The sequence below is a fragment of the Citrobacter sp. MGH104 genome (assembly GCF_001034485.1).
Taxonomy (GTDB): domain Bacteria; phylum Pseudomonadota; class Gammaproteobacteria; order Enterobacterales; family Enterobacteriaceae; genus Citrobacter; species Citrobacter freundii.
In genome coordinates, this window is record NZ_KQ089818.1 from 2,451,653 (window position 1) to 2,463,867 (window position 12,215).

At 50.7% G+C, this 12,215-nt stretch carries 11 protein-coding genes; 3 read left to right on the forward strand and 8 right to left on the reverse strand.

Going from position 1 to position 12,215, the window contains the following annotated elements; genetic code table 11:
- Positions 1-136: 136 nt before the first annotated feature.
- Entirely contained in the window at positions 137-883 is a 747-nt protein-coding gene (locus SK34_RS11535) for a 4'-phosphopantetheinyl transferase family protein (protein ID WP_003840588.1), read from the forward strand.
- A gap of 30 nt (positions 884-913) precedes the next feature.
- A complete protein-coding gene (locus tag SK34_RS11540; protein WP_003023832.1) occupies positions 914-1,480 on the forward strand; it encodes an NADPH-dependent FMN reductase in 567 nt (188 codons plus the stop codon).
- Between the two features lie 54 nt (positions 1,481-1,534).
- Here SK34_RS11540 and adeP read toward each other — a convergent pair whose 3' ends face one another.
- Positions 1,535-2,872, reverse strand: a complete 1,338-nt coding sequence (gene adeP, locus SK34_RS11545; RefSeq protein ID WP_003023830.1) for an adenine permease AdeP — start codon at positions 2,870-2,872, stop codon at positions 1,535-1,537.
- Positions 2,873-3,039: 167 nt separating this feature from the next.
- On the opposite strand from adeP, the gene yieH reads away from it, so the two are divergent.
- Positions 3,040-3,705, forward strand: a complete 666-nt coding sequence (yieH, locus tag SK34_RS11550; RefSeq protein WP_003844428.1) for a 6-phosphogluconate phosphatase — start codon at positions 3,040-3,042, stop codon at positions 3,703-3,705.
- A gap of 84 nt (positions 3,706-3,789) precedes the next feature.
- On the opposite strand, the gene phoU is transcribed toward yieH, so the two are convergent.
- From phoU to SK34_RS11585, 7 genes are all read right to left on the reverse strand, one after another.
- Positions 3,790-4,515 (reverse strand): phosphate signaling complex protein PhoU, encoded by a 726-nt coding sequence (gene phoU, locus SK34_RS11555; RefSeq protein WP_003023824.1) that lies wholly within the window; start codon positions 4,513-4,515, stop codon positions 3,790-3,792.
- A gap of 14 nt (positions 4,516-4,529) precedes the next feature.
- Positions 4,530-5,303, reverse strand: coding sequence for a phosphate ABC transporter ATP-binding protein PstB (gene pstB, locus SK34_RS11560; protein WP_003023821.1), 774 nt, complete (start codon positions 5,301-5,303; stop codon positions 4,530-4,532).
- Between the two features lie 46 nt (positions 5,304-5,349).
- Positions 5,350-6,240, reverse strand: coding sequence for a phosphate ABC transporter permease PstA (gene pstA, locus SK34_RS11565; RefSeq protein WP_003023819.1), 891 nt, complete (start codon positions 6,238-6,240; stop codon positions 5,350-5,352).
- Positions 6,240-7,199: a phosphate ABC transporter permease PstC gene (gene pstC / locus SK34_RS11570; protein WP_003023817.1), complete on the reverse strand. Its 960-nt coding sequence runs from the start codon at positions 7,197-7,199 to the stop codon at positions 6,240-6,242. Before pstC ends, pstA begins: the two co-directional genes overlap by 1 nt.
- A gap of 144 nt (positions 7,200-7,343) precedes the next feature.
- Complete coding sequence (gene pstS, locus SK34_RS11575; RefSeq protein ID WP_048233087.1) at positions 7,344-8,384, reverse strand: phosphate ABC transporter substrate-binding protein PstS; 1,041 nt, start codon at positions 8,382-8,384, stop codon at positions 7,344-7,346.
- Between the two features lie 252 nt (positions 8,385-8,636).
- Entirely contained in the window at positions 8,637-9,704 is a 1,068-nt protein-coding gene (locus tag SK34_RS24665; RefSeq protein ID WP_181553658.1) for a fimbrial protein, read from the reverse strand.
- Positions 9,691-12,207, reverse strand: a complete 2,517-nt coding sequence (locus SK34_RS11585) for a fimbria/pilus outer membrane usher protein (protein ID WP_048233089.1) — start codon at positions 12,205-12,207, stop codon at positions 9,691-9,693. Before SK34_RS11585 ends, SK34_RS24665 begins: the two co-directional genes overlap by 14 nt.
- Positions 12,208-12,215: the final 8 nt, after the last annotated feature.

The following is a 12,215-nucleotide window of genomic DNA, read 5'->3' on the forward strand; positions in this document are numbered from 1 at the left end:
CCATTCTGGCAACAGAAATGTAAATATCGCGTAATGTACCCCATTTCCGCTTACTTTTTGGGCAGCAAAGCCTGCCCGGAAGCCGTGTAAATGTTACTCTGGTGATAATCACGGACCATTAATCACGGAGCGAAAAATGGCGACACATTTTGCCAGAGGGATTCTTACGGAGGGACACCTGGTATCAGCTCGCCTCCCTTCTCCATGCCATATCGAAGCAAGAGATCTGCCCGCTCATCGCCGAACACGCTTCCTGGCCTCCCGAAGTCTTCTCGCCGAACTGATGTTCATGCTTTACGGCACCAGCACGTTGCCTGAGATTGTTACTGAGGCGAAAGGTAAGCCCGTTTTTCGCGATAAGAATCTACCGGGATTTTCGATCTCTTATGCCGGGAATATCGTCGGCGTTGTGCTAACGACTGAAGGAACGTGCGGCCTGGATATGGAACTTCAGCGGGCAACCCGCGGGTTTAACAATCCAAATTCAGCGGAAACGTGGCGCTTCTCCAGTAACGAAAACCTGTGGATCAATAATCAAAACGACCCCAATGAAGCACGCGCGCAGCTCATTACATTGCGCCAGAGCGTACTCAAACTCACTGGCGATGTATGCAATGACGATCCGCGCGAACTCCAGCTTTTACCCGGCGCAGGACGCCTGAAATGTGCCCATGTTGCGCAGATTGAAGCCATTTGCGACGCGGAAGATGTGCTGGTGTGGTCGGTTGCGGTTTCGCCAGCCATTGAAAAACTCAAGGTTTGGGAGTTTGATGGTCAGCAGGACTGGAAAAGTTTGCCTGATATCCAGACTCGCGCCAATGAGCCAACGGGTCGTCTGATCCGGTTCTCTCAATTATGCGCAGCGAAAAGCCATACGCTTTGATTTAACCTTTATGATGAAACAGGAGTCACCATGTCTGAAACATTGAATGTTGTTACGTTACTGGGAAGTCTGCGCAAAGGTTCGTTTAATGGAATGGTTGCCCGTACACTGCCCAAGATTGCTCCCGCAGGAATGGAAGTGAGCGCGTTACCGTCGATTGGTGATATCCCACTGTACGATGCCGATCTCCAGCAGGAAGAAGGTTTTCCGGCCAGCGTAGAAGCACTGGCTGAGCAAATCAGAAAGGCTGACGGTGTCGTCATCGTCACACCTGAATATAACTATTCTGTTCCGGGCGGACTGAAGAACGCCATCGACTGGCTGTCTCGCCTGCCCGATCAGCCATTATCCGGCAAACCGGTGCTGATCCAGACCAGCTCCATGGGTGCCATTGGCGGCGCGCGCTGCCAGTACCATCTGCGTCAAATCCTGGTGTTCCTCGACGCCATGGTAATGAACAAGCCGGAATTTATGGGCGGGGTCATTCAAAACAAGGTGGATCCGCAGACGGGTGAAGTGATTGACCAAAGCACGCTGGACCATCTGACCGGCCAGTTGACCGCATTTGGCGACTACATCCAACGCGTGAAAGCCTAAAAGAAAAAGCCCGCCAGCAACGATGCCTGGCGGGCAGTTGTCCAGACCGATATTTTAATGCGCGTCGATAAACACAATCTTCAGCACAAACAGCAGCGCGACAACGATGACGCACGGGCTGAGATCGCGGAAACGTCCAGTACCGATTTTCATCACGCAGTAAGAGATAAAGCCCAGCGCAATACCTTCGGTAATTGAGAAGCTAAACGGCATCATCACGGCGGTAATAAACGCCGGAACCGCTTCAGTCAGATCATCCCACTTCACGCGTGACAGGCTTGATGTCATCAGGACACCAACGTAAATCAGCGCACCTGCAGCTGCATAGCCCGGTACCATTCCCGCCAGCGGCGACAGGAAGATAACCAGCAGGAACAGCAGGCCAACGACGACTGCAGTCAGGCCGGTACGGCCACCAACCGACACCCCGGAAGAGGATTCAATATAGGCGGTAACGGAAGAAGTCCCGATAAACGCCCCGGTAACCGACGACACGCTATCCACATACAGCGCCTGCTTCATGCGTGGGAACTTGCCCTTCGCGTCCGCCAGACCGGCTTTATCCGTCACGCCAATCAGCGTACCGGAGGAGTCAAACAGGTTGACCAGCATGAACGAGAAAATCACACCCGCCAGGCCAATGTTAAACGAACCGGCCAGATCGACATGTCCGATAACGGACATCACGCTCGGCGGCGCAGAAACGATACCGTTGTAATGGACATCGCCCAGCATCCAGCCCAGCAGCGTGGTTACAATGATGGAAATCAGCACCGCAGCATGAATATTACGTGACGCCAGAATCGCGATGATAAAGAAGCCCAGAATACCGAGAAGTACGCTGTGGGACGTCAGGTTACCGATAGACACCAGCGTGTCTTTGTTGGCGACGATAACACCTGCGTTTTTCAGCCCCATCATGCCGATGAACAGACCGATACCACTGGTGATCCCCACTCGCAGGCTCACCGGGATATTGGCAATCATCCAGTAACGTACGCGGAAAATGGTCAGCAGCAGCAGACCTACCGCGCCCCAGAAGATAGCCCCCATACCGATCTGCCATGACAGGCCCATCGCGCCGACGACCACGAAAGCGAAAAATGCATTCAGGCCCATAGCAGGCGCAAGTGCGACCGGCAGGTTAGCAAATAGCCCCATCAGGATGCTACCAAAGGCAGCAATAAGGCAGGTGGTAACAAAGACGGCGCTGGTATCCATGCCAGCCACGCCAAGAATTTGCGGGTTAACAAAAACGATATACACCATCGTCAGGAAGGTGGTTAAACCGGCGATCACTTCGGTCCGTGCCGTCGTGCCATGTTCGCGCAGTTTGAACACGCGTTCCAGCATCCCCTGGCCAGAAGCCTGGGTTGTGTGTTGTTGACTCATTATCAATTTCCGAACAAGGAGGGAAAATTCGTCGCTATCCTATACCAAAATGCGACAATAGGGTTGGGTTATGAGCAACTTTTTTCATTGATTTTGCTTATACGGCAACGATTGCGTCGCCCAATAATGCATTACGAAAACGTTAAACTTGTTAAAACGGAAATGACATGTCCCAGATAGAAGCCGTATTTTTTGACTGTGACGGTACCCTTGTCGACAGTGAAGTGATTTGTTCTCGCGCGTATGTCAGCATGTTCCAGGCGTTTGGCATTACGCTCGATCTTGAAGAAATTTTCAAACGCTTCAAGGGGGTAAAGCTGTACGAGATCATCGACATTATCAACGAAGAGCACGGTGTCGAACTGGCAAAAGCCGATTTAGAACCGGTTTACCGCGCTGAGGTCGCACGTCTGTTCGATACCGAGCTGGAAGTCATTGCTGGTGCGAACACGCTGCTGGACAGCATGGCTGTGCCAATGTGCGTGGTGTCTAACGGTCCGGTCAGCAAAATGCAGCATTCGCTGGGTAAGCTGGGCATGTTGCACCATTTTCCTGATTTACTGTTCAGCGGCTACGATATCCAACGCTGGAAGCCCGATCCGACCCTAATGTTCCATGCGGCAAAAGCAATGGACGTTAATGTTGAGAACTGCATTCTGGTTGATGATTCCAGCGCAGGCGCGCAGGCGGGGATTGCGGCGGGGATGGAAGTGTTCTACTTCTGCGCCGATCCGCATAACAAACCGATCGATCATCCAAAAGTCACGACCTTTACCGATCTGACACAGTTGCCGGAATTGTGGAAGGCACGGGGTTGGGATATTACCCGGTAATTTTTTGTAGGCCCGGTAAGCTTGCGCCACCGGGCAATTGCCGGATAGCGCTAACGCTTATCCGGCCTATTTTCTACGTTTTTATCACTCTTTAGGATCTTTGCCCGCCAGCAGCTTATCCAGCTCATCGCCGCCCACGTGACGGAAGTCTTGTCCCTTCACGAAATAGAAGATGTATTCGCAGATATTCTGGCAGCGGTCACCGATACGTTCGATGGAACGTGCGCAGAACAGCGCGGTCAGCACGCTTGGAATGGTACGTGGGTCTTCCATCATATAAGTCATCAGCTGACGCACGATGCCTTCATACTCCTGGTCGACTTTCTTATCTTCGCGATAAATACGTACCGCTTCGTCGAGATCCATACGCGCAAACGCATCCAACACGTCGTGCAGCATCTGCACGGTGTGACGACCCAGCGACTCCAGACTTACCAGCAGCGGCTGGTGTTGTTGCGAGAACTTCTCCAGCGCGGTGCGGCAAATTTTATCTGCCACGTCGCCAATACGTTCCAGCTCAGCGATGGTTTTGATAATCGCCATCACCAGACGCAGGTCGCTCGCTGTCGGTTGACGCTTGGCGATGATGCGCACGCAGGCTTCGTCGATCGCCACCTCCATCATATTGACGTTCTTATCGCCTTCAATGACGCGCTTCGCCAGCTCGCTATCCTGATTGTGCATCGCCGTGATTGCATCAGAAAGCTGCTGCTCGACCATGCCGCCCATGGTCATCACCTGGGTACGGATGCTTTCCAGCTCTGCATTGAACTGGCCGGAAATATGTTTATTAAGGTTAAGGTTATCCACAACAAGCTCCTGAATCAGCCGTAACGACCGGTGATGTAATCTTCAGTTTGTTTCTTCGCGGGCTTGGTGAACAGATCGTCCGTGTTACTGAACTCAATCAACTCGCCCAGGTACATAAATGCCGTGTGATCGGAACAACGCGCAGCCTGCTGCATGTTGTGGGTAACGATAACGACGGTGTAATCCTCTTTCAGCTCAGTGATCAGCTCTTCGATACGCCCGGTAGAAATAGGGTCGAGCGCTGAACATGGCTCATCAAGCAGAAGCACTTCCGGGCGAATGGCGATGCCACGCGCAATACACAGTCGCTGCTGCTGACCACCCGAGAGAGAGTACCCGCTCTGGTGTAATTTATCTTTGGTTTCATTCCACAATGCGGCCTTGGTCAATGCCCACTGCACGCGTTCGTCCATATCCGCACGCGAGAGTTTCTCAAACAGACGTACGCCAAAAGCGATGTTGTCGTAGATGGACATCGGGAACGGCGTGGGCTTCTGGAATACCATGCCCACTTTGGCTCGCAGCAGAGCGATATCCTGGGTATTGGTGAGAATATTGTCGCCATCCAGCAGAATTTCACCTTCCGCACGTTGCTCCGGGTACAGTTCAAACATTTTGTTGAACGTACGCAGCAGCGTCGATTTACCACAGCCAGAAGGACCGATAAACGCCGTTACCTGGTTTTTAGCAATATCCAGGTTGATGTTCTTCAGGGCATGGAATTTGCCATAGTAGAAGTTCAAATCACGAACCTGAATTTTACCTGGGGCAGTATCAACCATACTCATTTCAATCTTTTCCTCATCCGGCGCCGCATCAGCCACGCCGTAAAAATTAACCGTGTTTCTTCTTCGCGAAAATGACGCGCGCCAGAATGTTCAGCAGCAGTACGCACAGGGTAATAATCAGTACCCCGGCCCAGGCCAGTTGCTGCCACTCAGCAAACGGGCTCATCGCAAACTTAAAGATAGTGACCGGCAGGTTGGCGATAGGCTGCATCATGTCAGTGCTCCAGAACTGGTTGGAGAGCGACGTAAACAGCAGCGGAGCCGTTTCACCTGCGATACGAGCAATTGCTAACAGAACACCTGTAATGATCCCCGAGACAGATGCCTTCAGGGTGATCGCAGAAATCATCTTCCATTTCGGCGTACCCAGTGCATAGGCGGCTTCACGCAGGCTATCTGGCACCAGCTTGAGCATGTTCTCTGTGGTACGAATAACAATGGGCACCTGCAGCAGCGCCAGCGCGATCACGCCCGCCCAGCCGGAGAAATGCTCCATTTTTGCTACCACGATGGTGTAAACGAACAGACCGACCACGATGGATGGCGCAGAAAGCAGAATGTCATTGATAAAGCGGATGACCTCAGCCAGCCAGGACTTACGCCCATACTCCGCCAGGTAGATACCCGCCATAATGCCGAGCGGGGTACCAAACACGGTCGCCCACAGAATCAACAGACCGCTACCGGCCAGGGCGTTCGCCAGACCACCACCCGCCGTATTCGGCGGCGGCGTCATTTCGGTGAACAGCGCTAGCGACATACCGTCAATGCCGCGGGTGATCGTGGACATCAGGATCCAAATGAGCCAGAACAGACCGAACGCCATGGTCGCCATAGAGAGCGTCAGCGCGATGCGGTTTTTCAGACGACGACGCGCCTGCATTTTACGGCGGGATTCCGCAAGCTGAGCGGTGTTTTGCATTTCAAGCGTAGCCATTAGCGTGCCCCCTCGTTCTTCGCAAGGCGCATGATCATGAACTTAGACGCAGCCAGCACGATGAAGGTGATCACAAACAGAATCAGACCCAGCTCCATCAACGCGGCAACGTGCAGTCCAGATTCCGCTTCGGCAAATTCATTCGCCAGCGCAGAGGTAATACTGTTGCCCGGCATGTACAGCGAGGCACTGTCGAGCTGGTAGGTGTTACCGATGATAAAGGTCACCGCCATGGTTTCACCCAGTGCGCGGCCCAGCCCCAACATCACGCCGCCGATCACGCCATTTTTGGTGAACGGCAGGACGATGCGCCAGATAACTTCCCAGGTGGTACAGCCGATGCCGTAGGCTGACTCTTTCATCAGTACCGGCGTTTGTTCGAACACATCACGCATAACCGCCGCAATGTACGGGATGATCATGATGGCGAGGATCACGCCAGCCGCCAGAATACCGATACCAAAAGCCGGGCCGGAGAACAGTGCGCCAACAAACGGAATGTTGGAAAGGATGTTTCCGACCGGCTCCTGGAAATAAGTCGCAAACAGCGGGGCAAAGATAAACAGCCCCCACATGCCGTACACGATACTCGGAATTGCCGCCAGCAGTTCAATAGCGATGCCCAGCGGGCGACGCAGCCAGCCAGGTGCAAGTTCAGTCAGGAACAGCGCAATGCCGAAACTCACCGGAACGGCAATCAGCAGTGCAATAAGTGAGGTAACCAGCGTACCGTAAATCGGTACTAAGGCACCGTAGATATCGTTTGGCGCATCCCAGTCTTTGGTCCACAGAAAGGAGAAACCAAATTTCTGAATGCTTGGCCAGGAGGAGATAACCAGAGAGACAATAATGCCACCCAACATCAATAGCACAATCAGCGCAGCCAGTCTTACCAGCGCGCTGAAGATCATGTCACCCTTTTTACCCGGTGGGTTAAAAGCAGGCTTGGTTGCAGCCATAAATCACTCTTTAAGTTAAACGCGTTTACGAAGTTGCCCATGCCGGATGGCGCTACGCTTATCCGGCCTACAAAGCGGGCCTACAGTCGAAACCGTAGGGCGGATAAGCGTAGCGCCATCCGCCAACTCGTTAAAGATATTCTATTAGTACAGCGCTTTACCGCTGCTGTCTTTCACGTTGGTCTTCCATGCAGCACGAACCTGCTCAACCACGCTGTCCGGCAGGCTGGCGTAATCCAGGTCGTTAGCCTGTTTGCCGCCATTTTTGTACGCCCAGTCGAAGAACTTCAGCACTTCTGCGCTCTGCTCTGGTTTCTTCGACTCTTTATGGACCAGGATGAAGGTGGTGGAAGTGATTGGCCACGCGTCGTCACCTTTCTGGTTAGTCAGATCCTGAGCGAAAGTTTTGCTCCAGTCAGCGCCTTTTGCGGCGTTAGCAAAGCTCTCTTCTGTCGGGCTTACCGGTTTGCCATCAGCAGAGAACAGCTTGGTGTACGCCAGGTTGTTCTGCTTAGCGTAAGCGTACTCAACGTAACCGATAGAACCCGGCAGACGCTGTACGAACGCAGCGATACCGTCGTTACCTTTACCGCCCAGACCGGTCGGCCAGTTCACAGTAGAGCCGGAACCAATTTTAGATTTCCACTCTTCGTTTACTTTTGCCAGGTAGCTGGTGAAAACGAAGGAAGTACCGGAACCGTCAGCGCGACGCACAACGGCGATATTCTGTGAAGGCAGCTTCAGACCCGGGTTCAGTTTGGTGATGGCTTCATCATCCCACTTCTTAATTTTACCGAGGTAGATGTCACCCAGCGTTTTACCGTCCAGCACCAGCTCGCCGGATTTCAGGCCCGGGATATTCACAGCCAGCACTACGCCACCGATCACGGTCGGGAACTGGAACAGACCTTCTTGCGCCAGTTTTTCGTCAGACAGCGGTGCATCAGAAGCGCCGAAATCAACGGTATTGGCCGTAATTTGTTTTACACCACCGGAGGAGCCGATACCCTGGTAGTTTACTTTGCTACCGGTCTCTTTCTGATAGGTATCTGCCCATTTGGCATACACTGGCGCAGGGAAGGTTGCACCTGCACCTGTCAGGCTCGCTGCTGCAAACGCAGAGAACGCGCTCATGGATAAGGTCGCGGCGACAACAGTTGCGACAGTGGTACGCATAACTTTCATAATGTCTCCTGCACGGTTTTCGTAAATCGTTGTTTGAGTTGCTACTGTGAGCAAAATAGGACAAACAGGTGACAGTTAAATGTACGAAATATGACAGTTTTATGACAGCAACAACATAAAATATAACACATTGAAAAATAACAAAAATAAATCAATTAGCTTTCATTTTTTTGTCATAAAATTTTTGATGCGTTGGGATTCGGATGGTAAATATGACAACGGCTGTCATAAACAGCCGTTGCCTGAGGAGGATTAGTTTTTAATTTCCATGATGATCGTAGCATTGGCGCTAAAGGTACCGGGCTTTGGCCTGGCACCGGTGGCGCTACCGGGTGCGGCAGAGAAATTGAACTCGCCATCTTCTTCACCCAAACGCGAACGTTTTCCCATATCTGTTTCCATGCGCCCGCCGTTCACATCAACTTCTTTATCGTATTCATCATAAATCTTGATTCCAACATCGTCGTTTGATGTCTGTAACATTGTGGGCGATGTCGCCGTCTGCGTCGCATGTAGCGAAACTTCAACATCTTGCCCAGCCGCCATTCCCGTACATTTAACCGATGCCTTTATCGGAATTTTACGGCTGGTAATCGCCGCACCCGGCGTCGATGAAAATTCGGAGGCGGGTATTTTTTCAAAATTGACTTCAATCACTTGCCCTCCATTAACTTCACACTCCTGTGGAGCGGTAATATCCCCCTGGATATAGACATCGGCTAACGGAGTGGGACTATCTGCACCAGTGGCGTTCGTTTTACCATACAAAGAAGCCATTAACATAGTTGGAATAGTCACTTTTCCAATAAATGGCTCCTTGACATAAAAATAAATAATCGCATCTGACCCACTATCAAAAGTCGCTATTTTTTTATTATCTGTACATGTGTTTTTGCCATCAGGATTGTTAGGTTGATTGGAAAAAGGTACATTAATATAACCTCTACCGAGAATAGCGATGGAGATCCCCACATCCAAATGTTCATTAAGATTATAATATTGTATATTACTCCGCACACCTGATTTAGCTAACGAGGAATTTTCCACGGCAGTATAATAAACATAGTTAAAATTACTAGTACAGTAGCAAAACCCATGATACCTATTTCCATTATCAACATGCTGCTCAAATGTTTGCCCACTTTTATTTTGAGTTGCACTAATTTTTTTATTGGGGAATGTTAATATACTATGATGCGTTCCACCATCTGCCTCACAATAAACGTCGGCGGCTAATAGATTTTTGCAAAAAATAGCAGACGTGAGAAATATAAAACAGATAACCAGTCTCAAATTAATATCCTTTTTATTTGCAGCCAACTTTAACCTGAATCAGTTCATTATCTTTCGGTTCAGAAAAATGGTAATGTGCAGAACAGGTGCCAAGATTACCCGTAATCGTAAAATGACCTTCTGCCGGCATTCCGGATAAATAAAGCTCACCATTATCACCCACAATCCCAGTTACCGTGCCGGACTCCAAATCCGCCGAGGCCATAGCGCCAAATGGTGCGGGTTTACCATCTGGCATCGTTACCGTAAACAACACACGATAACCAACATGAGTGACAAACGTCGCTTTCACCACAGCGCCGCGCGTAGGTACCAGATTAACCACGGTATTTTCCAGTTCGACATTAGCGCGCGAGAAATAATTGCTGTTGATCGCCACCCGGTTTTCATCATACGGATTCATTTGCGTTTTTACCGTATAGCCTCGCCAGTCGGTGGATACGCCGGTGGCGTTCTCCACTGAGAGGCCATCTGCCCCCGGCGCTTCAACCAATGCCACCGTTTCCCCTAGCTCTTGCGAAAAAGTGATGCCGCCGCTGTGAACCAGAATACCGCCGCGAACCCCGTAGTTAAGGCGCTGTGAATCCTGACTATAGGCATAGCTACCGTTAACTGAGCCATAGGTACCGTCATAGCTCAGGCTGGCGTTACTGCTATAGCTGTCTTGCGGATCGCTAACCCATGATTCCTGAACGTTATAGGCAAGGTTATGTCCTTCCAGCGCGGTACCGCCCAATCCGACCTGCATCGTGCTGTCATTGTGATTGTTTTGCGTCAGCGAATAATTGACGTAACTGTTCTCCAGCCAGCCGGAAAGCGGTACCGAAACCGACAGCATAAAAATATGCTCATGATCGTTCTCATCATCATAAGACTGACTGCTTCCATAATGATTGACAGAATCGGTGTAGTTCCAGGAAACGTTCCACGAAATACGCCGCCAGGTGTTGGCATAACCAAACTGAACCAATTTCTCGACGTCATCCGTTTTCCAGTACTGCTGTCGACTCAACGTCAGATAAATATTACCGTAGCCCCGGGCAAAAGATTGCGACCACGTCCCTTCAATACGGCTACGTCGGTTACCAATCATCCAGAAATCTTCATCATTATTCTGCCGGGATGCCCATTCATTGAGCGTGTAGTACCCCTCAGTGGAATAACGGTATCCAACCAGACGGAAATTCGTATCAGTTTCATCGAACCGCTTAGAATAGAGAAAGCGATAAGATTGCCCGGTTTCATCGTCACCATCGTCAAAGTTGGCATGCGCGTGAGTCACATCCAATGACAGCGCGCCGAGCGAGCCCATATCCTTACCCATCCCCATCGCCGCAGATGCATAATCATCCGTGACCTGTGTACCGCCATACAGCGTCAGCCCCCACGGCAAACCATGGAGAACCTGAGCCTGTAGCACATTGGGCGTAAAGCCGCTCTCATCGCGTATTTCACCGACGCTAATGTCCACATCGGTTTGCCCTTCACGTTTCAGAATGGCAAGCGAGGCATACGGCTGGGTAAAGTGCAGCTCGCTGCCATCCTCCTCTTTGATGGTCACATCCAGATCGCCGCCGCCGCTGGTGGTGTTAAGATCGGTGATCTCAAAAGCCCCTTGCGGTACAGCAGACTGATAAATAACATAATTATTCTGCCGAATAATCACCGTCGCGTTGCTTTTAGCGATACCACGAACTATTGGCGCAAAGCCATTCTGGCTGGATGGCAACATATCGTCGTCGGTATACAACCGTGCCCCACGGATTTGCGTGCTGTCAAAAACATCACTCGCCGTCCAGGTATCACCCAGCATAATCTGGCTACGCAGCGCGGCAATATCTCGCTGAACGTAGCTACTGATAGAGTGGTATTCAGTACTGTTTTCCGTCGCGTTTAAGGTGCTGTAGTTACGTAGCCGCCAGGCACCGATATTCAAACCGTTGCGTAAGTTGAGGTAATAGCTGTCATCCTCAGAGGAGTCATAATTGGATTTTAATGTGTGTGCCCCGGAGAAATCATAGTTAACCATCAGCGCATTAATCCCCTGATCCCAGCGGGAGGGGCTGATATAATCAGCCGCCGAACTATCCAGATAAATTTGTGGAACAGAAATATTCAACGCCAGTTTGTTAGCATCAAAAAACCACGATGAGCCATCGATCAAGGGAACCGGATTGATACACGCTTCACTATCAGCCTCATTCAGTTCCTTCAGCGCATTAACTTTTACACCATAGGAAGATAAAACATCCTTTATGGCAATAAAGCAGGGGTGAAGCTCCCCTTCCGGTGAGTCCTGAATAAATTTAATATCCTGTCGTTCAAAAAAACGACCATTAACGATTACATCAACCTTATAATTACCCGGAGGAAGCGCATTTGAGCGGTTAAACTGACGGATATCGACATTAACCGGGTGATCGATCTCCAGAAGATTCGGGTTAAATAATGAATCCTGCGCCATACTCTGAAAAGTAGCGCTCATAAAAACGCCGGAAACCAGTATGAAATAACGACCTGAATCAATCATCGTGACGT